The 25,881-nt window shown below is 72.2% G+C and carries 20 protein-coding genes and 1 tRNA gene; 13 read left to right on the forward strand and 8 right to left on the reverse strand.

The genetic code is table 11. The annotated features are described in order from the left end of the window. Positions 1 to 13: 13 nt before the first annotated feature. The 7 genes from ACGFYU_RS22055 to ACGFYU_RS22085 all read left to right on the forward strand — a co-directional run bounded on the left by ACGFYU_RS22055 (position 14) and on the right by ACGFYU_RS22085 (position 8,149). Positions 14 to 1,498, forward strand: coding sequence for an MFS transporter (locus ACGFYU_RS22055; protein WP_393828996.1), 1,485 nt, complete (start codon positions 14 to 16; stop codon positions 1,496 to 1,498). A 91-nt stretch (positions 1,499 to 1,589) separates the two neighbouring features. After that, positions 1,590 to 3,200, forward strand: coding sequence for an FAD-dependent monooxygenase (locus ACGFYU_RS22060; RefSeq protein ID WP_393828997.1), 1,611 nt, complete (start codon positions 1,590 to 1,592; stop codon positions 3,198 to 3,200). Between the two features lie 97 nt (positions 3,201 to 3,297). Next, positions 3,298 to 4,479, forward strand: coding sequence for a 3-deoxy-7-phosphoheptulonate synthase (locus ACGFYU_RS22065; RefSeq protein ID WP_393829034.1), 1,182 nt, complete (start codon positions 3,298 to 3,300; stop codon positions 4,477 to 4,479). A 53-nt stretch (positions 4,480 to 4,532) separates the two neighbouring features. Then, positions 4,533 to 5,303, forward strand: coding sequence for a 2,3-dihydro-2,3-dihydroxybenzoate dehydrogenase (locus tag ACGFYU_RS22070; RefSeq protein ID WP_393828998.1), 771 nt, complete (start codon positions 4,533 to 4,535; stop codon positions 5,301 to 5,303). An 87-nt stretch (positions 5,304 to 5,390) separates the two neighbouring features. After that, positions 5,391 to 6,047 carry an isochorismatase family protein gene (locus ACGFYU_RS22075; protein WP_393828999.1) on the forward strand — a complete coding sequence of 219 codons (657 nt, stop codon included), beginning with the start codon at positions 5,391 to 5,393 and terminating at the stop codon, positions 6,045 to 6,047. Continuing rightward, positions 6,044 to 7,960, forward strand: coding sequence for an anthranilate synthase family protein (locus tag ACGFYU_RS22080; RefSeq protein ID WP_393829000.1), 1,917 nt, complete (start codon positions 6,044 to 6,046; stop codon positions 7,958 to 7,960). Before ACGFYU_RS22075 ends, ACGFYU_RS22080 begins: the two co-directional genes overlap by 4 nt. A 116-nt stretch (positions 7,961 to 8,076) precedes the next feature. Then, a tRNA-Arg gene (locus tag ACGFYU_RS22085) sits at positions 8,077 to 8,149 on the forward strand. A 46-nt stretch (positions 8,150 to 8,195) separates the two neighbouring features. Here the strand turns inward: ACGFYU_RS22085 and ACGFYU_RS22090 are convergent. The 7 genes from ACGFYU_RS22090 to ACGFYU_RS22120 all read right to left on the reverse strand — a co-directional run bounded on the left by ACGFYU_RS22090 (position 8,196) and on the right by ACGFYU_RS22120 (position 17,033). Beyond that, positions 8,196 to 9,485, reverse strand: coding sequence for an ATP-binding protein (locus tag ACGFYU_RS22090; protein WP_393829001.1), 1,290 nt, complete (start codon positions 9,483 to 9,485; stop codon positions 8,196 to 8,198). Continuing rightward, a complete protein-coding gene (locus tag ACGFYU_RS22095; RefSeq protein ID WP_393829002.1) occupies positions 9,485 to 10,255 on the reverse strand; it encodes a hypothetical protein in 771 nt (256 codons plus the stop codon). Before ACGFYU_RS22095 ends, ACGFYU_RS22090 begins: the two co-directional genes overlap by 1 nt. Positions 10,256 to 10,268: 13 nt before the next feature. Continuing rightward, complete coding sequence (locus tag ACGFYU_RS22100) at positions 10,269 to 10,937, reverse strand: sortase domain-bontaining protein (RefSeq protein WP_393829003.1); 669 nt, start codon at positions 10,935 to 10,937, stop codon at positions 10,269 to 10,271. Positions 10,938 to 11,324: 387 nt separating this feature from the next. Beyond that, complete coding sequence (locus tag ACGFYU_RS22105; protein WP_393829004.1) at positions 11,325 to 12,158, reverse strand: hypothetical protein; 834 nt, start codon at positions 12,156 to 12,158, stop codon at positions 11,325 to 11,327. Between the two features lie 213 nt (positions 12,159 to 12,371). Continuing rightward, entirely contained in the window at positions 12,372 to 12,572 is a 201-nt protein-coding gene (locus tag ACGFYU_RS22110; protein ID WP_393829005.1) for a hypothetical protein, read from the reverse strand. A 99-nt stretch (positions 12,573 to 12,671) separates the two neighbouring features. Beyond that, a complete protein-coding gene (locus ACGFYU_RS22115) occupies positions 12,672 to 14,582 on the reverse strand; it encodes an MFS transporter (RefSeq protein WP_393829006.1) in 1,911 nt (636 codons plus the stop codon). Positions 14,583 to 14,693: 111 nt separating this feature from the next. After that, positions 14,694 to 17,033, reverse strand: a complete 2,340-nt coding sequence (locus ACGFYU_RS22120) for a hypothetical protein (RefSeq protein ID WP_393829007.1) — start codon at positions 17,031 to 17,033, stop codon at positions 14,694 to 14,696. Positions 17,034 to 17,676: 643 nt separating this feature from the next. Here ACGFYU_RS22120 and ACGFYU_RS22125 point away from each other — a divergent pair. The 3 genes from ACGFYU_RS22125 to ACGFYU_RS22135 all read left to right on the forward strand — a co-directional run bounded on the left by ACGFYU_RS22125 (position 17,677) and on the right by ACGFYU_RS22135 (position 19,869). Further along, a complete protein-coding gene (locus ACGFYU_RS22125) occupies positions 17,677 to 18,414 on the forward strand; it encodes a GPP34 family phosphoprotein (RefSeq protein WP_382649795.1) in 738 nt (245 codons plus the stop codon). 191 nt (positions 18,415 to 18,605) lie between these two features. Then, entirely contained in the window at positions 18,606 to 19,490 is an 885-nt protein-coding gene (locus tag ACGFYU_RS22130) for a helix-turn-helix domain-containing protein (protein WP_393829008.1), read from the forward strand. A 169-nt stretch (positions 19,491 to 19,659) separates the two neighbouring features. Then, complete coding sequence (locus tag ACGFYU_RS22135; RefSeq protein WP_393829009.1) at positions 19,660 to 19,869, forward strand: DUF397 domain-containing protein; 210 nt, start codon at positions 19,660 to 19,662, stop codon at positions 19,867 to 19,869. 152 nt (positions 19,870 to 20,021) lie between these two features. On the opposite strand, the gene ACGFYU_RS22140 is transcribed toward ACGFYU_RS22135, so the two are convergent. After that, positions 20,022 to 20,885, reverse strand: a complete 864-nt coding sequence (locus ACGFYU_RS22140; RefSeq protein ID WP_393829010.1) for a hypothetical protein — start codon at positions 20,883 to 20,885, stop codon at positions 20,022 to 20,024. 150 nt (positions 20,886 to 21,035) lie between these two features. On the opposite strand from ACGFYU_RS22140, the gene ACGFYU_RS22145 reads away from it, so the two are divergent. The 3 genes from ACGFYU_RS22145 to ACGFYU_RS22155 all read left to right on the forward strand — a co-directional run bounded on the left by ACGFYU_RS22145 (position 21,036) and on the right by ACGFYU_RS22155 (position 25,835). Further along, complete coding sequence (locus ACGFYU_RS22145; RefSeq protein ID WP_393829011.1) at positions 21,036 to 22,250, forward strand: PLP-dependent aminotransferase family protein; 1,215 nt, start codon at positions 21,036 to 21,038, stop codon at positions 22,248 to 22,250. A gap of 167 nt (positions 22,251 to 22,417) precedes the next feature. Beyond that, positions 22,418 to 23,203: an SDR family oxidoreductase gene (locus tag ACGFYU_RS22150; protein WP_393829012.1), complete on the forward strand. Its 786-nt coding sequence runs from the start codon at positions 22,418 to 22,420 to the stop codon at positions 23,201 to 23,203. Positions 23,204 to 23,243: 40 nt separating this feature from the next. After that, the gene (locus tag ACGFYU_RS22155) at positions 23,244 to 25,835 is read left to right on the forward strand and encodes a bifunctional FO biosynthesis protein CofGH (protein ID WP_393829013.1); all 2,592 of its coding nucleotides are present in this window, start codon (positions 23,244 to 23,246) and stop codon (positions 25,833 to 25,835) included. Positions 25,836 to 25,881: the final 46 nt, after the last annotated feature.

Genomic DNA, 25,881 nt, shown 5'->3' on the forward strand with positions numbered 1-25,881 from the left:
TGGGACACCTCTCATGACCAACGACACCACGCCGAGTCGGAGCGGGGCCGTGAGCCACGCCGACTCCCCGGCGTCAGAGAAGGCGGAAACGGCCGGTGGCCGCAGTCCCTGGGCGATGTTCTCGGTGCTGGCACTGATCGAGTTCATGTCGGTGATGGACGCCTCGGTGGTGAACATCGCGCTGCCCGCCATCCGCGACGACCTCGGGTTCTCGACCACCGGCCTCGCCTGGGTCGTCGACGCCTATCTGCTCGGCTTCGCCGGCTTCCTGCTGCTGGCGGGCCGCGCCGCCGACGTCATCGGCCGGCGGCGGCTCTTCACCACCGGTGTGGCCCTCTTCGCGCTCGCCTCGCTGGGCTGCGCGCTCGCGGCCGACGACTGGCAGCTGGTGGCCTGCAGGCTGCTGCAGGGCCTGGGCGCGGCCCTGGTCACCCCGGCGGCCCTGGCGCTGATCACCGACATCTTCCCGGAGGGGGCGGAGCGCAACAAGGCGCTCGGCCTGTTCATGGGGATGGCCGGCATCGCCGCGCCGGTCGGCCTGGTGCTCGGCGGACTGCTCACCACGGTCGGCTGGGAGTGGATCTTCGTGATCAACGTGCCGATCGGCATCGGCATCCTGCTGGCCGCCCTGCGGCTGCTGCCGGCGACCGGCCCGCAGGCGGACGCCAAGCTCGACGTGATCGGCGCGGTCACCGCCACCGCCGGACTGGTGGTGCTCATCCTGGCCGTGTCCCGCGGTGGCGCCCAGGGCTGGGACTCGGCCGCGACACTGGCCGAGTTCGCCGCCGCCGCGGTGCTGCTCGTGGCGTTCGTCGTCCGCCAGCGCACGGCGGCCGATCCGGTCCTGCCGTCGGTGCTGCTGCGCATGCGGCCGCTGGTCATCGGCAACCTGGCCTTCACCCTGGTCGGTACGCTGCTGATCTCCACCTTCTTCATCATCACGATCTACCTCCAGCAGGTGCTCGGCTACGGCCCGGCGAAGGCCGGCCTGTCCTACGTGCCGATCCCGCTGGCCATGCTGGCCGGTACGCAGGTGGCGCCCCGCGTGCTGCGGTTCGGCCCGCCGAACGTCCTCATGGGCGGTGTCCTCGTCCAGGCCGCGGCGCTCACCGCCTGGGCGCTGGTGATCGACGTCGACGGCGGTTACCTCACGGGCTTCCTGCTGCCGGCCGTGCTGTGGTCCTTCGGCCTCGGCGTGTCCATCGTCTCGTCCTTCGTCGTCTGCACGATGGGGCTCACCGGCCCGATCGCCGGCGCCGGCTCGGGTCTCGCGACCACCACGTACCAGGCGGGCGGAGCTATCGGCCTGGCCTGTCTCGTCGCGGTCGCCGACTCCCGTACCCACGCCGTGTCCGCCACCCGGGCGCCGCTGGAGGCCCTGGTGTCCGGCTACCAGCTCGCACTGTGGTGCTCGGTCGGGGTGGCGCTCCTGGCGGCGCTGCTGACCCGGTTCATCCGCTTCGGCGGGCAGCCGCAGGCGGAGGGCCGGCCCTCGTAGCGCGTCCGGTCGGGGCCGGACCGGACCCCGCGTCCGTGCCCCGCCCCTTCATCCCCTTGTCCCTCCCCGTGCCGATCCCGCAGGAGCACCCGTGCTTGACCACGTCCCGTCCCTCCCCGACAGCGCGCCCGTCCTGATCGTCGGTGCCGGACCGGTCGGTGCGACCCTCGCCCTCGAACTGGCCCACCACGGCGTGCGCAGCACCGTCGTCGAACGCTCCACGACCGTCTCGGCGCATCCCAAGATGGACTTCATCAACGGCCGCAGCATGGAACTGCTGCGCCGCCTCGGCGTGACCGAGGAGATCCGCCGGCGTGGTGTCGCGCCCGACGAGCCGTTCGACTTCCACTGGATCGCCGACCCGGCGCAGCCCCCCGTCTCGGTCTGGGAGTACCCCTCGGTGGCGGGGGTCCGCCGGAAGTTCGCCGACGTCACCGACGGCTCGGCGCCGATCGAGCCGTACCAGCGGCTCCAGGGCTCGCTGCTGGAGGACGTCCTGCGCCGGCAGGTGCGCGAACACCCGCTGATCGACCTGCGGGAGGGATGGGACCTGCTGGACCTGGCGGACGACGGGGAGGGGGTGTCGGCGCGGCTGTCCGACACGGTGCACGGCGCCGAGCACACCCTGCGCGCCTCCTACCTCGTCGGCTGCGACGGCGGCGGCAGCACGGTCCGGCGGGCCGCGGGCATCACGACGCAGCAGAGCGGACCGAGCACCCGCCACTGCGACGTCTACTTCCGCAGTGAGGACCCCGCCCTGTTCCGCAACGGGAAGTTCTTCCTCACCATCTCCGCCGGCGGGGCGACTCTGGTGAACCGCGACGGCGGGAGCACCTGGACCGGCACGTTCGTCCTCCCCGAGGGGGAACCCGAGCCGGCCGACCCGCTCGCCGTCGTCAAGGAGCGGCTGGGCTTCGACTTCGTCGCGGACGAGGTCCTCAACGTGGCGTACTGGTACGGGCGGCTGGCCGTCGCGGACTCGTACCGCGAGGGGCGGGTCTTCCTCGCCGGCGACTCGGCGCACCAGTTCTACCCGACCGGCGGGCACGGGGCGAACACCGGCCTCGGCGACGCCTGCGACCTCGGGTGGAAGCTCGCGGCCACGGTGGGCGGCTGGGCGGGCCCGCGCCTGCTCGACTCCTACGAGGCCGAGCGGCGGCCCGTCGCGCTCTTCAACCGCGAGATGTGCGCCAATCTCCTCGCAGTCTGGATGCGCTTCCCGCAGCTGGCGGCCGCCGGCGCGTCCCGCCCCCAGCTCGCGGCGTACCTCGGCAAGGAGAGCTTCCAGATCGACAACCTGGGCATCCACTTCGGCTACCGCTACACCGGCTCTCCGGTCGTACGGCACGAGGACGCCGCGGAGCCCGACTGGCAGTGGCAGTCGATCGTCCCGACCACCCAGCCCGGCGGCCGCGCGCCGAACATGCGGCTGGAGGACGGCACACCGCTCTTCGACCGGCTGGACGCCGGTTTCACCCTGATCGACCTCTCCGGCGAGAACCGGGGCAAGGACCTCGTCGAGCAGGCCCGGCGCCGGGGACTTCCGGTCGCGCTGCTCACCGTCGACAGCTCCGCCGTGCACGCCGTCTGGGAGCGCGATCTGGTGTTCGTACGGCCCGACCACCACGTGGCGTGGCGCGGCGACGTGGCACCGGCTCCCCGTGCGTGGGACGAGGTGTTGGAGCAGGTCACCGGTAGTTGACCGATTTACGCACGAGTACTCAATCAACGGGGGATGTGGGATGTCAGGCATGGCCGACCGGTCCGGCACGCTGGTCGCCTCGACCGACTTCAGCGGCATGGCCGAGGGCGAGCTCGCGTATCCGGATCCGTGGGAGGCGCGGCAGCAGCCCGCCTGGGCGGACCGGCAGCTGCTCGGGCGGGTGAGGCGGCAACTCGCCGCCTCGCCGCCGCTGGTCCGCGTCGAGGACACCGATACGTTACGTCGTCTGCTCGCACGCGTCGCGGCAGGCGAATTCCATGTGGTCCAGGCGGGCGACTGCGCGGAGGACCCGGCCGAGTGCACACCCGGCTACGTGACGCGCAAGGCGGGCGTGCTGGGCGCGCTGGCGGGGGTGATCCAGACCGCCTCGTCCAAGCCCGTGCTGCGCGTGGGCCGGATCGCCGGCCAGTTCGCCAAGCCGCGTTCCCGCCCGACCGAACTCATGGGCGACCGGGAACTCCCGGTCTACCGCGGACACATGGTGAACGGCCCGCAGCCCGACCCGCTGGCCCGTGAGCACGACCCCGCCCGGATGCTGGCGTGCTACGAGGCCGCGAGCAGCGCGATGGCGCTCCTCGGGTGGTCCGGCTCCCGGTCGCAGGCCGATGCGCACGTGGAGTCGCAGGTGTGGACGAGCCACGAGGCGCTCGTACTGGACTACGAGGTTCCGCTACTGCGGCGCACGGAGGACGGGCGTCTGCTGCTCACCTCCACGCACTGGCCGTGGATCGGCGAGCGCACCCGGCAGCTGGACGGCGCCCACGTCGCGCTCCTGGCCGAGGTGGTGAACCCGGTCGCCTGCAAGGTGGGGCCGACCATGACGCCCGACGAGCTGCTGGCCCTGTGCGAGCGCCTCGACCCGGCACGCGAACCGGGGCGCCTGACGCTCATCGCGCGCATGGGCGCCGACGCGGTGGCCGCGCAGCTGCCGCCGCTGCTGGAGGCCGTCCGCGCGGCCGGCCACCCGGTCGTCTGGCTGACCGACCCCATGCACGGCAACACCGTGGGCGGTCCGGACGGCCTGAAGACCAGGTTCCTGGACACGGTCCGCCACGAGGTGAGGGCGTTCCAGGCGGCGGTCCGCTCGGCCGGCGGCGTCCCCGGCGGGCTGCACCTGGAGACCACCCCCGACGAGGTCACCGAGTGCGTGGCCGACCACACCCGACTCGATCAGGTCGGGGTCAAGTACACGAGCCTGTGCGACCCGAGGCTCAATCCCCGGCAGGCCGTCGCCGTGGCCTCCGAGTGGCGCGGATGAGCGTGCGCCCCGTCGAGTTCCACACCAGACCAAGCCAGCGGAGGTCCGTAGGGATGGAAGGCAACACAGCGATCGTCACCGGCGCGGCGGGTGGCATCGGAGAAGCGGTGGTCCGCAACCTCGGCGAGCGGGGAGTGCGGGTCGCGGCGGTCGACCGGGACGCCGACCGGCTCGAGGAGACGGTACGGCGACTGGTCTCGGCGGGACTGACCGTCGAGGCGTTCCCCGCCGACGTGACCTCCGCCGAGGCGGTCGAGGCGATGGTGGAGGCGGTGGAACACCGGCTGGGGCCGGTGGAGTACCTGGTCAACGCGGCGGGAGTACTGCGGCTCGGCGAGGCGCGGAAGCTGACCGACGAGGACTGGGCCGACACGTTCGCCGTGAACACCACGGGCGTCTTCCACGTGTCCCGAGCGGTGGTCAACCGCATGGTCGACCGTACGCGGGGGGCGATCGTCACCGTGGCCTCGAACGCGGCGGGAACGCCCCGCACCGACATGGCCGCCTACGCCGCCTCCAAGGCGGCGGCGACGATGTTCACCAAGTGCCTGGGCCTGGAGGTCGCCCGGTACGGCATCCGCTGCAACGTGGTGGCGCCTGGCTCCACCGACACCCCCATGCTCAGCTCCATGTGGCGGGACGAGACCGGCCTCCGGCAGACCCTCCAGGGCCGGCCCGAGGCGTACCGCGTGGGCATCCCCCTGGGCAGGGTCGCCAGCCCCGACACCGTCGCGGAGTCGGTCGTCTTCCTCCTCTCCGACCAGGCGTCCCACATCACGCTGCACGCCCTCACCGTCGACGGCGGCGCGTCCCTCGGCGTCTGACCACACCAGCACGCACGCACAGCCTTTGTCCGGCGCCGCCGCGGAAGCCCGGCGGACCGGAAGCCCTGAATCACGCGGGAGATGTTCATGTCCGGCCTGCCCCCCATCCACTCGTACCCCATGCCCACCGAAAGAGACCTGCCCGGCAACACGGCCCCCTGGGTGCCCGACCCCCGCCGCGCGGTCCTGCTCGTACACGACATGCAGCGCTACTTCCTCAAGCCCCTGCCCGCGGGCGAACCACCCCACAACGAGCTCGTCGCCCATGCCGTCCGGCTCCGCGAGCGGTGTGCCGCATCCGGCGTACCGGTGGCCTACACGGCACAGCCCGGCGGCATGGACGAGCGGCAGCGAGGGCTGCTGAAGGACTTCTGGGGACCCGGGATGCGCCCGGACCCCGCGGACCGGCTGGTCGTCGACGAACTGGCGCCGGCCGCCGGGGACCGGACGTTCACCAAGTGGCGCTACAGCGCCTTCTTCCGGTCCGGGCTGCTGGAATGGATGCGGGAGTCGGGCCGTGACCAGCTCATCCTGTGCGGGGTGTACGCGCACGTCGGCGTACTGATGACGGCGGTGGAGGCGTTCAGCCAGGACATCGAGACGTTCCTGGTCGCCGACGCGGTCGCCGACTTCTCGGAGAAGTACCACCGGATGGCGCTGGAGTACGCGGCGGAGCGCTGCGCGGTGGTCCTCACCACCGACTCCGTCGTCACCGCGCTCGACACGGTGGTGACGGCCCGATGACCTCGCTGAAAACCCCCGAACCGCAGGACCTGCTGTCCCGCCTCCTGGTCGGCGAACCACCGCCCTTCGCGCTGCTGTACCGGCCCGAGACGGTGGGGCCGGAGCTGCTGGAGGTGGTGACCGGCGAGGTCGCCGCGCTCGACTCACTGGCGCAGCTGCCGATCCGGACGCGGCCGACGGGCGCGGGCCGGGCGGCGCACGAGGTGCTGGCGCTGCTCCCGTACCGCCAGATCGCGGAGCGCGGCTTCGCCTGCACCGACGACGGCGAACCCCTGCTGGCCATGACGGTCACCGAGCAGGCCGTGATGACGGTCGCCGAGGTGGTACGCCGGATTCCGGAGGTGCCGATCGAGGTCACCGGCAAGCACTTCGACGTGGACGACGAGACGTACGCCGGGATCGTGCGCCGGGTGATCAGGGACGAGATCGGCGAGGGCGAGGGCGCGAACTTCGTCATCCACCGCTCGCTCGTCGCGGACATCGGCGACTACACGCTCGCCCACGCCCTGTGCTTCTTCCGGCGGCTGCTCGCCTGCGAGCAGGGCGCGTACTGGACGTACCTGGTGCACACCGGGGAGCGGACCCTGGTCGGTGCCAGCCCGGAACGCCACATCAGCCTGCGCGACGGGGTCGCGGTGATGAACCCGATCAGCGGCACCTACCGCTACCCGGCGAGCGGCCCCACCCTGCCGGACGTGATGGAGTTCCTCGCGGACCCCAAGGAAACCGACGAGCTGTACATGGTCGTCGACGAAGAGCTGAAGATGATGGCCCGGATCTGCCCCGACGGCTGCCGCGTCACCGGGCCGCACCTCAAGGAAATGGCCCGGGTGGCGCACACCGAGTACTTCGTCGAGGGACGGACCACCCGCGATGTGCGCGACATCCTCCGCGAGACCATGTTCGCGCCCACCGTCACCGGCAGCCCGCTGGAGAGCGCCTGCCGGGTGATCAGCCGCCACGAGCCGCGGGGACGCGGCTACTACAGCGGGGTCCTCGCCCTCGTCGGACACGACGGCGGCGGCGAGCGCACCCTCGACTCCTCGATCCTGATCCGCACCGCCGACATCGACGGCGGCGGCCGGCTGCGCATCGGCGTGGGCGCCACGCTCGTACGGCACTCGGACCCCGAGTCCGAGGTCAAGGAGACCCACGCCAAGGCCGCCGGGCTGCTCACCGCGCTGGAGGGCGACCACCGGTCGGGCTTCGGCGACCATCCCGACGTCAGCGCGGCGCTGGCCCGGCGCAATGACACGATCGCGGGCTTCTGGCTGACCGACGGCACCGACCGCAACCACCCGGACCCGGTCCTCGCCGGCCGCACGGCCCTCGTCATCGACGCCGAGGACACCTTCACGTACATGCTCGACCAGCAACTGCGGGCGCTGGGCCTCGACGTGACCGTCCGCCGCTACGACGAGCCGTACCGCCTCGACGCCCACGACCTCGTGGTCATGGGACCGGGTCCGGGAGATCCGCGCGACACCGACCACCCGAAGATCGCCCACCTGCACGCGGCCACCGCCCGACTCCTCGCAGAGGGACGCCCGTTCCTGTCGGTCTGCCTCAGCCACCAGGTCCTCTCCGCCCGCCTCGGCTTCCCCCTGAGACGGCGCGACGTGCCCAACCAGGGAGTACAGAAGGAGATCGACCTCTTCGGGGACCGCGAAAGGGTCGGCTTCTACAACGCCTTCGCCGCGTGGAGCGACGAGGACAAGGCCGACTGCGAGGGCATCGGCCTCGTGGAGATCAGCCGCTCCCTGGACACGGGCGAGGTCCACGCCCTCCGCGGCCCGCACTTCTCGTCCCTGCAGTTCCACGCCGAATCGCTGCTCACCCAGGAGGGCTCACGGATCCTGCGGGACGCCATGACCCGAATCCTCCCCGCGCCCGCGTACAGCGGACGCGAATGATCCGGAATCCGCCCGCCCGCCGGTGAACGCCGGGCGCCAAGATCGCAGATGCGGATCATGCGTCACCCGCTACACTGACGGCGGTGGCCCGGCCTCACGGCCAGGCCTCCCGTCCCGCCTTCGTAGCTCAGGGGATAGAGCACGGCTCTCCTAAAGCCGGTGTCGCAGGTTCGAATCCTGCCGAGGGCACGATCCGAGGACCCCCAGCCGGGACGTGGCTGGGGGTCCTCTTCGTCTACGCGGGCGGAGCATCTCCGGGCCGGGGAGGCGGAGTTGCCGTCGGTGTCGCGGGGCCCGGGAGGGTGAGGCGGGCCTCGGCGCCGGAGGGGGTGCGGTTGCGGAAGGTGAGGGTGGCGCCGAGGGCTCGGGCCTGGCCGGTGGCGATGGTCAGGCCGAGGCCGTGGCCCTTGTTCATGCCCTCCGTACGGAAGCGCTGGGGGCCGGCGGTCAGGAGGTAGTCCGGGTAGCCGGGGCCCTCGTCCGTGACGGTGAGGGTGGGGCCGTCCACCGTGACCGTGACCGGGGCCGCGCCGTGCTTGTGGGCGTTCGCGATCAGGTTGCCGAGGATCCGCTCCAGGCGGCGCCGGTCCGTCTCCAGGAGGGCGGTGGAGACCACCACCAGGGTGGTGGACGTGCCCGAGGCGCGGATCGTGCGCGCCGCCAGCTCGGCCAGGTCGTACGAGTCCAGCTCGACGCGCTCGCTGCGCGTGTCCAGCCGGGAGATCTCCAGCAGGTCCTCGGTCAGCGCGCGCATCGCCCGCACCCGGTCCCGTACGAGTTCGGCCGGGCGGCCCGGCGGCAGGAGCTCGGCGGCCGCGTTCAGGCCGGTGAGCGGGGTGCGCAGCTCGTGGGCGACGTCCGCGGTGAAGCGCTGCTCGGCTTCGAGCTTGCGCTGGAGCGAGGAGGCCATCGTGTCCAGGGCCCGGGAGACCGCCGCCACCTCGTCCTTGTTCCGCGGGCTGTCGCCGACCCGTGCGTCCAGGTCTCCCCCGCTGATCCGACGGGCGACCTGGGCGGTGACGTGGAGCCGCCGGGTGATCCGGGTGACGCCGAGCGCGCCGATCAGGAGGGTGCCGCCGATGGCGGCCACGGAGGAGCCGAGGATGGCCCGGTCCAGGTCCCGGATGGTGCGCCGGCTGCCGCTGAAGTCGACGGAGACGGCTATCGCGGTGTCGTGGTCGGCGGGGCCGGCCGCCCACATGGCGGCGCGGTCGCGGTGTTCGCCGATGGCGGTGCCACGCTTGCCGCCGGCCGCCAGTGCGCGCAGCTCCGGGGGCAGGCCCACCGGGTCGATGCCCTCGCCGCGCGCCATGCGCCCGCCGGTCTCGTACGCCGTGACGGTCCGCTCCAGCTTGGCCAGGGCCTTCTCGCGCGCGGCGCTGACGGTCTGGTGGGTCATGGCCCGGTGCACGAAGCCGCCGAGCAGCGCCGCGAGACCGCAGCACATGAGGGTGATGAAGACGGCCGCCTTCCAGGTCAGCGTCGCCGTCCAGGCGGGCAGGTGCATCGGGTGCATACGGCGCATCAGGGCTTCTCCGCCGCCGGTCTGCGGACGGTCTCCGTTACGCGGGGCATCATGATCTGCCGCTCGGGGAGCCACGTCCACGCGGTGCGGAGCTCGGTCCCGGCGGGGCTGGTGGCCGACTGGATGATGAGGTCCCGTTCCGTCAGCTGCACGTCGGTGACGCGAGCGGCCGTGTCCATGATCTGCACCACCCGGCCGCTGTCGGCCGTGTAGACGCGGAGGTTGAGGCGGTGGCCGGGCAGCTCGATGCCGAGGATGAGCTCGTCGCGGCCGTTGCCGGTCAGATCACGGTAATGGGCCTTCCGGACGGGGCAGTCCCCGGCCCCCGGGTCCGCGCACCGGGCCAGCGCCGCCTTCATCTCCTCCTCGCCGGCCTCGTCCGGCGCGGCGGGGGCGTCGGGGGCGCTCGGGTACGGCGCGCCCGGGCGCGAGCGCAGGTCCGCCGCCAGTACGTCCATGGGCCGTACGTCCCGCAGCGACGTGCCCTCCGCCAGCTCCATGCCGTCGATCGGGAGGGGCCCCTCCGCGTGCAGTACGTCGTCCACCGCGGGCGGGGCGGGGGGTCGCTCGGGCCACGGCCGGTACGGGCCCTGGGCGCGGGCGGCGGGGCGGCCCTGGTCGGCGGCGCGCGGGGCGCCGCTCGCGCTGCCGCTCGCTCCGCCGAGCGCTCCGCAGCCGGTCAGCGGGAGGATCGCGGCGGGGAGCAGGGGGAGGGCGGCCAGGCGCAGGGCCGCCGCCCGGCCCTCGGCGGCCTTTCGTGACCTGGACATCACTGCGGCCGGCTTACGCCACCAGGTCGGCGTAGAGGATGACGTTGTTGGTGCGGTGGCCGTCCTTGATCTCGCCGCCGCAGGTGAGCAGGCGCAGCTCGGGGCGGGCGGTGTCGCCGTAGACCTTGGCGGTCGGGAAGTCCTTCTTGTTCACGTCCTCGATCTCGCGGATCTTGAACTTGGCGGTCTTGCCGTCCTCGCGCGGGACCTCGATCAGGTCGCCGAGCTTGATGTTCTTCACGTTCTTCATCAGAGCGGGTCCGTGCTTGGTGTCGAAGTGGGCGACGAGTACGGAGGGGCCCTTCTCGCCCGGGGTGACTCCCTCGGTCCACCAGCCGGGGTTGTCCGCGTCGGTGTCGGCGTTCGGCACGCCGAGCTCGCCGGTGGCCGGGTCCACCTTGAGGTCGACCATCTTCTTCGCGTCCACGCCCGCCGCGTCGATCTTCATGCCGGTCGGCTTGGAGCGGGGCAGCGCGGGGGCGGTGGTGTCGGCGGCGGGGGCGGCGGTGCTGCCTACCTTGGGGTCGGGCGGCAGTTTGGCGCCCGTGGGCGCGCCGCCGCAGGCCGCGAGGGTGCCGGTGGCCGTGGCGGCCAGGGCTGCGGTGACCAGCACGCGGCGGGTACGGGCGCTGCGCGGGCCGGCGCTGCGCGGGCGGCGGGCGGGGGTGAGGGTGCTGGGCATGGGGTACTCCGGGCAGGCAGACGGGGTGGGTGGGCGGAGGCGGGCGGCGACCCGCCCGGCGGAGCGGAAACGGGGGGAGAGGGCGGGGGCCCTCCGGCCGGCTCCCGGCGGCGGGCCGGGGCCGGGGGGGGGGGCGGCCCCCGGGGGGGGGGGGGGGGGGCCGCCCCCCCCGGGGGGCCCCCCACCGGGGGGGGGGGGGGGGGGGCCCCCCGGGCGGGCCCCGGGGGGGGGGCGGGGGCGGGGGGGGGGGTGGGGTGTCGTCCGGGACGGGCTTCGATGTTCGGCGCCTGTTCCGGGTTTGTTCTGTCGGGCAGTGGCGTGCGCCGAATTCATCTCGTTTTAGTCCCGGACGACACCCCACCCCGCCCCCGCCCCCGGCGCAGGCGGTCAGGATTCCGTGCGGCCTCGGCGGAGGAGGGCGAAGCCCAGGGCTGCGGCGCCCGTGGCGGCCAGGCCGGCGCCGCCCGCGATGAGCCCGGCGCTGTCACCGGAGGTGGCCGGGTCCATGCCCTCCGCGCCGGCCTTCACGCCGCCCTTCGGCGGAGCCGGCTTGGTCTCCGGCTTCGGGTCGCCCGGCTTGGTGGTCGGCTTGGTGGCCGTGCCCTCGGTCCAGCCCTTCAGGGTGCCGTCCGGGTTCAGGACGAAGTGGGCGCCGTTGTGCTGTGCGGTGTCCGCCTTCTTGCCGTCCGTCTTCATCGTGTGCCAGACGGCCTTGCCGTTGAGGATGTCGGCCTCGAAGCCGGCCTTGGTCTTGTAGACGCGGGCGTCGAAGCCGGAGGCTCCGAGGTTCTTGTACTCCTTCACGAAGGTGCGGCCATGCTGGCCGGCGCCCTCCTGCAGGCCCTTCGCGGTCAGGTCACCGTTGAAAGTCAGGGTGAAGGTGATCCCGTCGATCTTCTGGGTGACCGTCTTGGCCATGCCCTTGCCGTCGTGGCCCTTCAGCGTGCCCTTGGCCTGGCCGTCCTTCGCGACATCGGCCTCGTAGCCCAGGTTCGAGGTGCGTACGCCGTTCACGTACTCCACCAGGTCGTAGACCTTGCCGGACCAGCCCTTGTCGAACTTCGGGCTGCCCACGAGCTCGCGCTTGACCTCCTTCTTCTTCTCCTGCTGCTGCTGCGAGGGAGTGGTCGGGGCGTCGGCCGCGAAGGCGTGGGCGGCCGGGAGGGCCAGAACGGTGACGGCACCGGCTGCGACGGCGGCGGTACGGAAGGTGGCGCGCATGGATGGTTCCCCTCGGGTCGGTCTGCGTCGCCTGTGGTCGTTTTGTCCTGGCGACAGCGACGACGCTACGAGGGTCATGTGTTGGTCATCCGTCGGCAATGTAACGGTTGTCCGGATGGTCTCCCGCGAAGACGTCAAGGACCAAAGTCCCTGGTCACAGAAGTACGAAAGCCCTCCCGGCCGGAACCGGGAGGGCCGCGTCATCGTACGGAATCAGCTCAGGCCTCTGCTGCGCTCGCCGATGCGGTCACCCTGCGGAGTCCCGGACCGCTTCAGCGCCGCCTTCGTGTGCGCCCCGCCCTTGACCTTGCTCCGCAGCCGACCGTCGAAGCCGTGGCCCGCGGGACGCGGCGGCCGATCCGGCTCCGGAGCCTGGAAGGCGGCTCGGAAATCCTGCTTCTGCTCTTTGCCCATCCCGTCGTCAACTCCCTCAGGAAGCACTCAATCGGACTACTCGGATCGTATGCACATATAGGGATGAACGCACCCGGGCTGGTGGCCGCCGAGGATCGATCAAGGGCGTGGCGGAGTAGGGCGCTCCGGCACGCCCAGCGCCGCGTTGACCAGTTCCTCCGGGCAGGGCGTACCGCGCGGCAGCTGGTACTTGGCCGCGACCCGGTACTCCCCCGGCCCCGGCGCCAGCAGCTCCGTCCACACATCGCCCGCGTCGTCCGGAGCCGCCTTGAAGAGGCACCCGGCCGCGTTCGCGTACTCCTTCGGCACGGAGCCGCGCGCCTTCGACGCGAAGGACTCCGGCGGCGGCGGCACCGCCTTGCCCGCCCCGTCCACCAGCCCCAGCCACGGCGAGTGCGGGATCCGGACCAGCACCCGCCCCGCCCGCTTCACGTCGATGACGAGCTGGTCGGCGCCCGCCCGCACCACCGTCGCCGGCCCGGACACCAGGTCCGTCGGATCGTGGACCTTGAAGAGCCGCCAGTTCGCGTCGCCCCACACCTGCTGGAGGTACGGGAGCCCCGCGCCGACCAGCCGTGCCTCGGCCTCCCCGCCCGAGTCCGGCTTGTCCGCGGGCAGCACTACGTAGTGCACGGCCCAGCGCTCCAGCCACTCCCGGTAGCTGTCGGCGGTCAGGCTGTCGTCGTAGAAGAGCGGGTTCCGCTCCAAGTCGGCCTGCCGGTTCCAGCCGCGCGCGAGGTTCACGTACGAGGGGAAGGCGGAGGACTCGCGATGGCTGCTCGCCGGGACCACCTCGACCCGGCCGCGGTCGGCGCCCGCCTTCCGGAGCTGGTCGACGAGCGGGGCCAGCTCCCGGTTCCAGGCGGCCACCGGGGTGGTGCGCACGATGTCCGTGACGCTGTTGGTGGTGATCCAGATGTTGAGCCCGGCGAAGGCCAGCACCGCCGCGTACCAGCGCCGCGAGCGCGGGAACTCGTACGGGAGGGCCGCGAGCAGCACCGCCCCGCCGAACAGCATGACCAGCCGGGTCACGTTCGAGCCGATCTGGGAGTCGATCGCCCAGGTCAGGAAGGTCCCGAAGGCGTACACGGCGGAGGCGATCCGGACCGTCTTCCACCCCTTCGGGACCAGGAAGAGGATGGCGAGGGCGAACACGAACGGCAGCCAGGCCGAGCCGAGCTTCATCGGCTGCGTCCCGGAGAAGGGGAACAGCCAGGCCGACAGCCCGACCACGGCCACCGGGGCCAGCCCCAGCGCGTACGCACCGGGGCGCCGGCCGCTCAGGAACAGCGCGGCCGCGATCACCCCGAGGAAGAGCCCGGCCACCGGACTGGAGGCCGTCGCGAGCCCGGCCAGCGGGGCCGCCGCGGCGGCCTTGGCCCAGCGGCGCTCCGCCCACTTGCGGGGCCAGCAGAAGACGGCGGCGACGGCGCCGAGCGCGAACATCACGCCGAGGCCGAAGGTGACGCGGCCCGACAGGGCGTTGCAGAGCAGCCCGAACACCCCGGCCAGGGCGGGCCACAGGGGCTCGCGCACGGCGCCGCGGCAGCGGGTCAGGATCAGCGCGAGCAGCCCGGCCGAGACGGTGCCCGCGATCATCATCGTGGTCCGGACGCCGAGCATGTGCATGAGGTACGGGGAGACCACGCTGTACGAGACGGGGTGCATGCCGCCGTACCAGGCGAGGTTGTACGCCGAGTCGGGATGGCGGCCCACGAACTCGGCCCAGGCGTCCTGCGCGGCGAGGTCGCCGCCGCTGTTGGCGAAGCTGAAGAACCAGACGACGTGCAGCAGACCCGCGAGGAGGGTGGCGACGGCGATCGGGTGACGGCGGAGCCGGTCGAGGACGCCGAGGGCTCCGCCGGCCGGGGCGGGAACGGGGACGGCGGCAGCGGGACCCGGTACGGCACCGGACGCGCGGTCGAGCCCGGGGCCGGGCGTGGCCCCGGGCGCGGGAGCCGGCAGGGTGCCGCCCGCCCCGCGTCGGTCCTGCTGCTCAGCGGTGGTCACGGCCGCACTCCCCAACACCTCGGTCCACTACGGTCCCGGTCCCAAGACGCGTTCCGGCGCCCCGAGGTTGCCCGGGACGCCGGATCCACGCTCCCACCCGCCCGTCGGCGATCAGCCGACGCGCGTCAGCTTGCTGCCGATGCCCGGCGCGACGAGGTCGCTCTGCAGCGCCACCGGCACCTTCACCTGGCTGGCACCCTCGCCCACGGTGAGCATGCCGATCTCGGTGCCGGCCTTGGCGGTCTGCGGCAGCTTGCTGCCGCCGTCGGCGAGCTTCACGTTCACGGTGAGCGTGGCCCAGCCGATCGCCTGCACGTCGGCGGTGGCGACGACCGGCGTCCGGCCGCCGAGTCCGTCGTCCACGTAGCCCACCACATCGCCCTTCTTCACGACGGGAGCGCCTTCGAGGCTCTTCTGGGTGGCGATGAGGAGCTGCTTGCTCGCGGCGAGCACGCTGTCGATGATTGGCGGCTTGTGCTGGCCGAGGACGGCGCCGACGATCAGCTGGTTGGTGTTGCCGATCGTCTTCTTGGCGGCGAAGAGGAGGTTTCCGCCGGCCTTCGTCGTCGTACCGGTCTTGATGCCGAGCGAGTCGTTGAACGGGACGAGGCCGTTCCAGTTCCGCCAGGTCTTGCCCGACGGGTCGGTCCAGTTCGGCTTCTTGGTGATGTCGAGCAGCGTCTCGATCTCCACGAGCTTCAGGCCCAGCTTCACCTGGTCCTCGGCGGTGCTGACCGTCGTCGCGTCCAGACCCGAGGGGTCGGTGTACGTGGTGTTGGTCATGCCGAGTTCCTTGGCGGTGTCGTTCATCTTCTTGACGAACGCCTCCTGGGAACCGGAGTCCCAGCGCGCGAGCAGCCGCGCGATGTTGTTGGCCGACGGGATCATGAGGGCCGCGATCGCGTCGTACTCCGAGATCTTGTCGCCCTCCTTGACCGTGTCGAGGGTGGACTCGTTGTCGGTCGAGTTGTTCTTCTTGCCCTCGGTCTCGGCCGTCTTGTCGACGTCGATCATCGCGCCCTTCTCACCCTTCTTTATGGGGTGGTCGCGCAGGATGATGTACGCCGTCATCGACTTGGTGACGCTCGCGATCGGCACGGGCTTCTGCTCGCCGGACTGGCCGAGCGTGCCGAGGCCGGCGGCGGCCATGTAGGCCTGGCCCTCGCTGGGCCAGGGCAGCTCGGGCTTGGAGCCCTCGAAGGTGTACGAGGACTTCGCGCTCATCACGAGCTGCGGCTGGGGCAGCGGGCGCACCAGCTGGACGACGGCGAGGATGATCGCCAGGAGCACCGCGAGCGGGAAGTAGATCTTGAACCGCCGGATGGCGGTGCGCATCGGGCTCGGCGGCGGGGGCGGGTTGTTGGTGAGGTCCGCCAGCATGTCGAGCGGCGGCTTGGGCGGCAGCGGCTGCTGGGTGGTCCGCTCGTTCCGCTCCGCGGAGGTCGACGTGGCCGCTGCGCGAGCGGGGGCCGGGGCCGGGGCCGGGGGCTTCGGCTGCCGCTCCCCGGGCTCGTCGGTCCGCAGCGGTACGAAGGTACTGGCCTTGGGCTTGCCGGCCGACTCCACCTCCGCGGAACCGGAATCCGCCTTCGGCGGCTGTACGGGGGCTGCGCCGTCCCCGGCCACGGCAGATCCGGAGCCGGGCTTCACGGCCCGGAACACCGCGGTCTGCTCCGAGTCGGCAGCCTCGGGCTTCGCCCCTGCGGCCTCGGAGCCCGGCTTCGCGACCCGGAACACCGCGGTGCGCTCGGAGTCCTGGGACTCCCCAGCCGAAGCGTCGGGCTTCGCCCGCGCTGCCTCAGCCGGAGCCGAAGCCGACTCCTTCACCGCGCGGAACACCGCGGTCCGCTCGGACTCCGCGGACTCCCCGGCGGTAGCGGCGGGCTTGGTCTTACCGGCGTCGACCGGAGCGGCAGCGCCGGACGCGGCCTCCGCAGCCGAAGCCGGCTTCGCGACCCGGAACACCGCGGTGCGCTCGGAGTCCTGGGACTCCCCAGCCGAAGCGTCGGGCTTCGCCCGCGCGGCCTCACCCGGAGCCGAAGCCGACTCCTTCACCGCGCGGAACACCGCGGTGCGCTCGGAGTCGGCGGGTTGGGAAGCGGAAGCGGCGGGCTTGGCCTGGGCGGCCGGGGCGTCCGACACGGAAGCGGAAGCCTTCGCGGCGCGGAACGAAGTGGTGCGCTCGCCGCCGGCGGGCTTCGACGGCTCGACCGCGGCAGCGGAATCCGAGGACTCCGGCTCGGCGGCCGAGTCCACCCGTCCGGAGGACCCGGCGGGGTCGGGAACGGCCTTGAACACCGTTGTCGCGCCACCCGGTTCCGCGTCCCGCTCCGCCTCGGAGTCGGCATCGGAACCGTCGGCCGTGGCAACCCACGCCGCCACGGCATCCCGCAACGGATCCCGCTTCCCGGCATCGGCACCAACACCGGCCTCGGCATCGGCATCGGCCACGCCACCGGCCTCGGCGTTGGCACCTTCAGCGGCACGGGCACCGCCCTCGGCACCGGCAGCGCCAGCGCCCTCGGCACCGGAATCCGCAGCGCCACCGACACCCGCATCGGCACCGGCCACGCCACCAGCCTCGGCGTTGGCACCTTCAGCGGCACGGGCACCGCCCTCGGCACCGGCAGCGCCAGCGGCCTCGGCACCGGAATCCGCAGCGCCACCGACCTCGGCATCGGCATCCGCATCGGCACCGGCCGCGCCACCGGCACCCTCAGCGGCACCGGCAGCGCCGGCGCCCTCCGCGCCGGAATCCTCGGCAGCGGCGTCGGTACCGCCACCCCCCGCGGGAGCGATCGGTTCCCGGGGTCGGAACACCGACAGCCTCGGGTCGCGCTCCGCGGAGGACTCCGCAGCCCCCGGCGCACCTTCATCTACCGACTTGTCGGGGGACTCGCCCGCCACCAGTTCCTCCTCCATCGCCGCCACGTCCGGCTGTCCGAATGTCTAACAGTGTCCCGTCTAGGGGGCATCGCCCACGTGCTAGACGAGAACGACATAGCTGCGGGTTCCCCCACAAAGCGACCACGCGCTCTCGACAGATGAATGTGAGAGGCGTCACCCTGTCACTCATCCACGCGGGGAGGCATGGATGGGCAGGAGCCGCAGAACAATTCCGGAGGAGCTTCTGCTGCTCGCCTTGGACCCGGCCACGGGTACCACGGCGCAGCCGCAGTCGCTCGACCTCGGCCTGGCCGGGGCACAGCTAGTGGAGCTGGCTCTGGCAGGACGGATAGCCCCTGACGGGGATCGTATCGCCGTGGTGATGCCACGGCCGACAGGAGATCCGACTCTGGACTCCGCACTGGAACTGCTGCGCAGGCGCGGCAGCCCGGTACGGGCCGTCCACTGGATCGGCGGACCCCGGCTGGGGCTCCGCCAGATTTACCTCGCTCATCTGGAGCGCTGCGGCATGGTGCACGCCGTCGCGGGACAGATGTGCGGGGTGTTGCCGACGACTCGCTACCAGGCGACGGACACGGCGATCAGCCGGGAGATCCGTGCCCGGCTGGACAGCGCGATCCGCACCGGCGTACCGCCGGACCCGCGGACCGCGGCGCTCGCCGCACTGGCCCACGCGGTCGGACTCGGCAAGCACCTGTACCCCGGCAACGAGGGGCGGTCGTCCAGGTCCCGGCTGCGGGACCTGATCCGGCACGACCCGATGGGCGGACTCGTGGCGCATGCCGTGATGGACGTCCAGAACGGTGTGGCGGCACAGCCGCGCCGTGACCGCGCTCCGGCACCGCCGGCCGCCCGGGCCACGGCCGGCAGCGTTCCGCTGCAGCCGCGCCGGACCGGTGCGATGGCCCGCGCGGCCGCGCACTGATCGAGCTCCACCCGTACGAGAGCCACCAGCGCGCGGGGTGGCGGGTCCGGTGAACCGGTCCCGCCACCCCGCGCGTCTGCTTTCCCACCGCTTTCCCTGCCGTTCCCCAGCGGCGCCACATGCTTCGGTGGCAGTCTGCTCAACATCAGACACGCAGAGAGACAGCAAGAGAAGGCGGAGGTGCCGTTCACGTGGCGTCCAATGTCAATCCCACCGTCCGACGCCGCCGACTGGGCATGGAGTTGCGCAAGCTCCGCGAAGACAAGGGCATGACGGCCGAGCAGGTCGCCGAGCGCCTGCTCGTCTCCCAGTCCAAGATCAGCCGGCTGGAGAACGGCCGCCGCTCCATCAGTCAGCGCGACGTCCGTGACCTGTGCGAGGTGTACGAGGTGGAGGATCCCCGCCTCGTGGACTCGCTGATGCAGATGGCGAAGGACTCCCGCCAGCAGGGCTGGTGGCACGCCTTCGGCGACATCCCGTACAGCGTCTACATCGGCCTCGAGACGGACGCCGCCAGCCTGCGCACGTACGAGCCCCTCGTGATCCCGGGCCTGCTCCAGACCACGGAGTACGCCCAGTCCCTCGTCCGCGGCGCGTGGCCGGAGACCGCCCCGGCCGACGTGGAGAAACGCGTCCAGGTGCGCATGCACCGGCAGAAACGGCTCTCCGCGACGGACAACAACAATCCGGAGCTCGGGCCGCTGCGGCTGTGGGCGGTCATCGACGAGGCCGCGCTGCGCCGGGAGGTGGGCGATGCCGAACTGATGATCCGGCAGCTCGGGTACTTGATAGAGCAATCGGAGCAGCCGCACGTCACGGTGCAGGTCATGCCCTTCTCGCTGGGTGCCCATCCGGGCGTCAACGGCCAGTACGCCATCCTGGAATTCCCGGACGCGTCGGACTCGACCGTGGTCTACATCGAGGGCGTGACGAGCGACCTGTACCTGGAGAAGGCCAACGACGTGCAGAAGTACAGCGTGATGTACGAGCACCTGCGCGCCCAGGCCCTCAACGTCGACCAGACGCGGCAGTTCATCTCCGGGATCATCGACCAATATGCGGGCAAGGCGAAATGAATCTGCGGGGTCCGGCGGGCCGGGGCGGCACGGTACACCGTCACTCCCCGGCCACAGAAGGCCTGAATGGAATATGCCACTCGGTCGGGTGAATGGTCCCTTCACCCATCAGGAGCTGCGGGTAGCGTCGATCACGTCAACGGAACCACTCGCAGAACCGGAGAGAAACATGGCCATTCGCCAGGGCGCCACGCACAACTGGACCAAGTCCTCGTATTCCGCCAACGGCGCCTGCGTCGAGGTCAAGTCCCCCGTCATGGAGGCCATCGCGGTGCGCGACTCGAAGGTGCAGGACGGCCCGTCCCTCACCTTCGCGCCCGGGTCCTGGACCTCGTTCGTCGCCGATGTCACCGAGGGTCGGCTGGGGCGCCTCGCCTGAACGTCACTGCGCGCGTCCCAACCGTTCCAACCGCCCTACCAGTACGACCAGTACCACCGCATGGAGCCCTCTCGACCGGCCCGCCGTCCTGGCCGAGGGGGCTCGGCCATGTCCGGCCTCCGGATTCCCGCCTCCGGATTCCCGCTTCCCGTCTACCGGAGCTGGTCCACGTACCGGTCGGTCCCCGGCACCGTGGGGATGAACGGCGCCACCAGCTCGACCCGCCCCAGCCCCGCCTCCGCGACCTCCGCGTCCAGCCCCCGGAAGCGGTCCCAGCAGGTCCGGGGGTCCTCCTCCAGGAACCAGAGCAGCGTGAGCCGGGTGTCCACCCCCTCGACCTGCTTGACGTACGTCATCCGGTCCCCGGGCAACGGCGTCGGCCGGAAGATCGTCACCATGGCGGCCGGGGAACCCTGCAACCGCTTCGGCAGCGCGCGTGAACGCAGCCACTCCAGCAGCTCGGCCCGCTGCGCGGGGCCGTCGGCGTCGACGACCTGGACGACGAGCCCGGCGTAGGGGTGGTCGAGGGCGTGGAAGTCCCGGGGGCCGGCGGCGCCGTCGCGGTAGACGGTGGCCTCGTGGTCCTGGAAGGCCGTGAAGACGTGTGTACGGTCCTGGTAGACCCGGCCGTCGCGGTTAAGCCGCTTGTTGATGCCGACGGTCCACTTCATGTGCTCGTCGTAGCGGCCCTCGGTGACCCAGTACGTCGATATGTAGCATCCGGCGGTGACGGGTTGGGCGACGGCCGACTTCTCGGGGTAGCGCAGCTCCTGGAGCTCGCGCGTGGCCACCCAGCGGCGGCCGGCGTACATCCAGGGCATGGCCATGGCGCCGGCGTAGTAGTGGTCGTCCTCGTACCAGCGGTTGTAGGCGTACTCGTGGCCCGGGTGCGGCTCCACCATGGTGATCAGCGCGTGGCCGGGGCGGACGCCGTAGGGGCCGACGGCCGCGAGGTCGGCGTAGTCGTCGGCGCGGGTGCCGCGCTCGGCTGGTGCTGCTGTCTCTTCTGTCGTCATGGAACCGGTCTAGCTGATGAATCGTCAGATCGGGAGCCCGCGGGAGGGGTTGGTCGCACGATCCGCCGCCGTTCCAGCATCCGATATATAGATGTCGTCTGCATCTTTCTGGGGCTACGATGCGCGCACCCGACTCCCCGAGGAGCCCCCGTGCCCGCTGCCGCCGCCACCGCCGTCGCCTCGACGCCGCCCTCGTTCGCCGCTCGCGCCACCTCGGTGGGGGGATCCCCCGTACGCGAGATCCTCGCGCTCACCGAACGCCCCGGGGTGATTTCCTTCGCCGGCGGCCTCCCCGCGCCCGAGCTGTTCGACACCGCGGGCCTGCGCGCCTCGTACGACGCGGCCTTCGCGACCTCCGCTCGGCGGGCGCTCCAGTACTCCACCACCGAGGGCGTTCCGGAGCTGCGCGCGGCCGTCGCGGACCGGGCGACGACGCGGGGCCTGGCGACGGGCCCGGACGACGTGCTCATCACCTCGGGCTCGCAGCAGGCCCTCACCCTCATCACGGCCACCCTGGTGGAGCCGGGGGACGTGGTCCTGGTCGAGAACCCCACCTACCTGGCCGCCCTGCAGTGCTTCGGGCTGGCGGGGGCCCGGGTGATGGCCGTCCCCTGCGATGAGCAGGGGATCCTCCCGGACGCCCTGGCCGACATCGTCGCGCGGGAGCGCCCCAAGCTGCTCTACACCATCCCCACCTTCCAGAACCCGACGGGACGCACCCTGCCGGCCGAGCGGCGGGCGGCCATCGCGAAGACGGCGGCACGGCTCGGGCTGTGGCTGGTCGAGGACGATCCGTACGGGGACCTCCGCTACGAGGGGGACCACGTGCCCTGGCTCGCCGCCCATCCGGGGGCGGAGGACCGTACGGTCCTGCTCGGCAGCTTCTCGAAGGTCATGGCGCCGGGGCTGCGACTGGGCTGGCTGCGGGCCCCGGCGGCACTGCGGCGGGCGGCGGTCGTCGCGAAGCAGGCGGCCGACCTGCACACCTCGACGGTGGACCAGCTGGCCGCCGCGCACTACCTGGCCGCGGTGGACCTCGACGCCCACGTCGCGACGGTCCGCGCGGCGTACCGGGCCCGGCGCGACGCCCTCCTGGCGGGCCTGCCCGAAGCCCTCCCGGCGGGCTCCGAGTGGAACCGCCCGGAGGGCGGCATGTTCGTCTGGGCACGCCTCCCTGAGGGCTGGGACGCGGCGGCCCTGCTGACGTCCGCCATCGCCGAACGGGTGGCCTTCGTCCCGGGAGCCCCCTTCCACACGGGCCCGTCGGACCTCCGCACCCTCCGCCTGTCCTTCACGACGCACACGTCGGAGGAGATCGGGGAGGGGCTGCGGCGGCTGGGGGTGGCGGTGGCGGTGGGGAGATGACGGGTACGGGGCTTGGGCCTGGTCGGGGTCCCCGCCCCCAAGCCTCGAAGCCCCGACCAGAAGCACGCCTCCGCTCCCGCCCCCGCCCCTTCACAACCCCCGGCCGCTCCCCTAGCCTGACGGACCGTCAGATGCGCATGCGCAGGGGATCCGGCTGGAGGCTCGTCATGCTGCTTCAAGGGAAGACCGTCATCGTCTCCGGCGTCGGGGCCGGGCTCGGGCATCAGGTGGCTGCCGCCGTGGTGCGGGACGGGGGGAATGCCGTGCTCGGGGCGCGGACCGAGGCCAATCTGGCCAAATCCGCCGCCGAGATCGACCCCGACGGGGCGCACACCGCGTACCTGCCCACCGACATCGGGGACGAGGCGCAGTGCCGGGCGCTCGCCGCGCTGGCCGTCGAGCGGTTCGGCGGGGTGGACGGGGTCGTGCACGTCGCCGCCTGGGACTCGTACTTCGGCGGGCTCGAGGACGCCGATTTCGGGACCTGGCAGCAGATCATCGACATCAACCTGCTCGGGACGCTGCGCATGACCCGCGCCTGTCTGCCCGCGCTCAAGCAGGGCGGCGGCGGATCCGTCGTCATCATCGGGACGCAGTCCGCCATCGCCGCGCCCAACGAGGTGCAGCAGGCCGCCTACGCCGCCTCCAAGGGGGCCCTGACCTCGGCCATGTACTCCATGGCCCGCGAGCTCGGCCCGCACCGGATCCGGGTCAACACCGTGCTGCCCGGCTGGATGTGGGGGCCGCCCGTGCAGGCCTTCGTCACCTTCAGCGCCCATACGGAAGGGGTTCCCGAGGCCGAGGTGCACGCGCGCCTCACCGAGCGCATGGCGCTGCCCGACCTGGCCACCGACGGGGACGTCGCCGATGCCGCCGTGTTCCTCGCCTCCGACCGGGCGCGGGCGATAACCGGCCAGTCGCTGCTGGTCAACGCCGGTGAGGTGATGCGGTGACCCTCCCCGCCCCCGTACTACCGGATCGTATGCTCGGCCCATGACCACTCCGAGTGACGCTCCGACCGAAAACGCGATGCGCCGCGCGCTCCGGCGGGCCCGCGGCGGCGTCGCGCTCGACGCGACCGAGGCGGCCGTACTCCTCCAGGCGCGCGGCGAGGACCTCAAGGACCTCGCCGCCTCCGCCGCCCGGGTCCGGGACGCCGGGCTCGCCGCCGCCGGGCGGCCCGGTGTCATCACCTACTCCCGCAAGGTCTTCATCCCGCTGACCCGCCTGTGTCGCGACAAGTGCCACTACTGCACCTTCGTGACCGTGCCCGGCAAGCTCCGCAAGAGCGGCCACGGCATGTACCTCTCCCCCGACGAGGTCCTCGACATCGCCCGCCAGGGCGCGGCGATGGGCTGCAAGGAAGCCCTGTTCACCCTCGGCGACCGCCCCGAGGACCGCTGGCCCGAGGCGCGCGAGTGGCTCGACGCGCACGGCTACGACGACACCCTCGCGTACGTGCGCGCCATGGCGATCCGGGTGCTGGAGGAGACGGGGCTGCTGCCGCACCTCAACCCAGGGGTCATGTCGTGGGCGGACCTCCAGCGGCTGAAGCCCGTCGCGCCCTCCATGGGCATGATGCTGGAGACCACCGCCACCCGCCTGTGGTCCGAGCCCGGCGGCCCCCACCACGGCTCCCCCGACAAGGAACCCGCCGTCCGGCTGCGGGTGCTGGAGGATGCGGGACGCTCCAACGTCCCGTTCACCACCGGCGTGCTCATCGGGATCGGCGAGACGTACGAGGAGAGGGCCGAGGCCTTCTTCGAGCTGCGCCGGATCCAGCGCAGCTACCACGGCATCCAGGAGGTCATCGTCCAGAACTTCCGCGCCAAGCCGGACACCGCCATGCGCGGCATGCCGGACGCGGAGCTGGAGGAGCTGGCCGCCGCCATCGCCGTGGGCCGCCACATCCTGGGCCCGAGCGCCCGGATACAGGCGCCGCCGAATCTGGTGGACGCCGAGTACGCGCTGCTCATCGGTGCCGGCATCGACGACTGGGGCGGGGTGTCGCCGCTGACCCCCGACCACGTCAATCCCGAGCGCCCCTGGCCGCACATCGAGGAGCTGGCGGAGCGGACCGCCGCCGCCGGGTTCGAGCTGCGCGAACGGCTCACGATCTACCCGGAGTTCCTCCAGCGCGGCGAGCCCTGGCTGGACCCCCGGCTGCTGCCGCACGTACGCGCGCTGGCCGACGTACAAACCGGCCTGGCGGATGAATCCGCGCCCGTCGAGGGGCGGCCGTGGCAGGAGCCGGACGAGGGTTTCGCGGCGCACGGGCGCACCGATCTGCACGCCACCATCGACACCGAGGGCCGTACGGGCGACCGGCGCGAGGACTTCGACCACGTCTACGGCGACTGGGAGGCCCTGCGCGAGGCGGCGGCCCCGGGGATGGTCCCCGAGCGCATCGACACGGACGTACGGGCCGCGCTCGCGCAGGCCGCCGACGACCCGACGCGGCTCACCGACGAGCAGGCGCTGGCCCTGCTGCACGCGGACGGGCCGGCGCTGGACGCGCTGTGCCGGATCGCGGACGACCTGCGGAAGTCGGTGGTCGGGGACGAGGTCACCTACATCGTCACGCGCAACATCAACTTCACCAACGTCTGTTACACCGGCTGCCGGTTCTGCGCCTTCGCGCAGCGCCGTACGGACGCCGACGCGTACACCCTCTCGCTGGACCAGGTCGCCGACCGGGCCGCCCAGGCCTGGGAGGTGGGGGCGGTCGAGGTGTGCATGCAGGGCGGCATCCACCCGGACCTGCCGGGGACGGCGTACTTCGACATCGCGCGGGCGGTGAAGCAGCGGGTGCCCGGCATGCACGTGCATGCCTTCTCCCCGATGGAGGTCGTCAACGGTGCGACGCGTACGGGGATGTCCGTACGGGACTGGCTGACGGCGGCCAAGGAGGCCGGGCTGGACTCCATCCCGGGGACGGCGGCGGAGATCCTGGACGACGAGGTCCGCTGGGTGCTGACCAAGGGGAAGCTGCCGACGGCGGACTGGATCGAGGTCATCAGCACCGCGCACGAGCTCGGGATCCGCTCCTCCTCGACGATGATGTACGGGCACGTGGACCAGCCGCGGCACTGGCTCGGGCACTTCCGCACGCTGGCCCGGATCCAGCGGGACGCGCTGGCCAAGGGCGTGGAGGGCTTCACGGAGTTCGTGACGCTGCCGTTCATCCACACCAACGCGCCGGTGTACCTGGCGGGCATCTCCCGGCCCGGGCCGACGGTGCGCGACAACCGGGCGGTGACGGCGATGGCCCGGATCCTGCTGCACCCGTACATCCCCAACATCCAGACGAGCTGGGTGAAGCTGGGCGCGGAGGGCGCGGCCGAGATGCTGCGGTCGGGGGCGAACGACCTGGGCGGGACGCTGATGGAGGAGACGATCTCGCGGATGGCGGGTTCGAGTTACGGCTCGTACAAGTCCGTGCGGGACCTGATCGCGGTCGCGGAGGCGGCGGGGCGGCCCGCGAAGGCGCGGACGACGCTGTACGGGGAGGTGCCGCGGGAGCGGCAGCGGGCGGCGCGGGCTTCGGACGGCCACCTGCCGGAGCTGCTGCCCGTACTGGACTGACCTGACCTGACCTGCCGTACTCGGGAGCCCGGCCGGGGGGTGTTCC

Origin of the sequence: Streptomyces sp. NPDC048337, assembly GCF_043201175.1 — a bacterium.
In the GTDB taxonomy this organism is placed as follows: Bacteria; Actinomycetota; Actinomycetes; order Streptomycetales; family Streptomycetaceae; genus Streptomyces.

Excerpts from the sequence above, each read along its gene's own strand:
- ACGFYU_RS22055 (WP_393828996.1), top strand. The coding sequence starts at position 14 with ATGACCAACGACACCACGCCGAGTCGGAGCGGGGCCGTGAGCCACGCC.
- ACGFYU_RS22065 (WP_393829034.1), top strand. The coding sequence starts at position 3,298 with ATGGCCGAGGGCGAGCTCGCGTATCCGGATCCGTGGGAGGCGCGGCAG.
- ACGFYU_RS22070 (WP_393828998.1), top strand. The coding sequence starts at position 4,533 with ATGGAAGGCAACACAGCGATCGTCACCGGCGCGGCGGGTGGCATCGGA.
- ACGFYU_RS22075 (WP_393828999.1), top strand. The coding sequence starts at position 5,391 with ATGTCCGGCCTGCCCCCCATCCACTCGTACCCCATGCCCACCGAAAGA.
- ACGFYU_RS22080 (WP_393829000.1), top strand. The coding sequence starts at position 6,044 with ATGACCTCGCTGAAAACCCCCGAACCGCAGGACCTGCTGTCCCGCCTC.
- ACGFYU_RS22090 (WP_393829001.1), bottom strand. The coding sequence starts at position 9,485 with ATGCGCCGTATGCACCCGATGCACCTGCCCGCCTGGACGGCGACGCTG.
- ACGFYU_RS22095 (WP_393829002.1), bottom strand. The coding sequence starts at position 10,255 with ATGTCCAGGTCACGAAAGGCCGCCGAGGGCCGGGCGGCGGCCCTGCGC.
- ACGFYU_RS22100 (WP_393829003.1), bottom strand. The coding sequence starts at position 10,937 with ATGCCCAGCACCCTCACCCCCGCCCGCCGCCCGCGCAGCGCCGGCCCG.
- ACGFYU_RS22105 (WP_393829004.1), bottom strand. The coding sequence starts at position 12,158 with ATGCGCGCCACCTTCCGTACCGCCGCCGTCGCAGCCGGTGCCGTCACC.
- ACGFYU_RS22110 (WP_393829005.1), bottom strand. The coding sequence starts at position 12,572 with ATGGGCAAAGAGCAGAAGCAGGATTTCCGAGCCGCCTTCCAGGCTCCG.
- ACGFYU_RS22125 (WP_382649795.1), top strand. The coding sequence starts at position 17,677 with ATGGGCAGGAGCCGCAGAACAATTCCGGAGGAGCTTCTGCTGCTCGCC.
- ACGFYU_RS22135 (WP_393829009.1), top strand. The coding sequence starts at position 19,660 with ATGGCCATTCGCCAGGGCGCCACGCACAACTGGACCAAGTCCTCGTAT.
- ACGFYU_RS22140 (WP_393829010.1), bottom strand. The coding sequence starts at position 20,885 with ATGACGACAGAAGAGACAGCAGCACCAGCCGAGCGCGGCACCCGCGCC.
- ACGFYU_RS22150 (WP_393829012.1), top strand. The coding sequence starts at position 22,418 with ATGCTGCTTCAAGGGAAGACCGTCATCGTCTCCGGCGTCGGGGCCGGG.
- ACGFYU_RS22155 (WP_393829013.1), top strand. The coding sequence starts at position 23,244 with ATGACCACTCCGAGTGACGCTCCGACCGAAAACGCGATGCGCCGCGCG.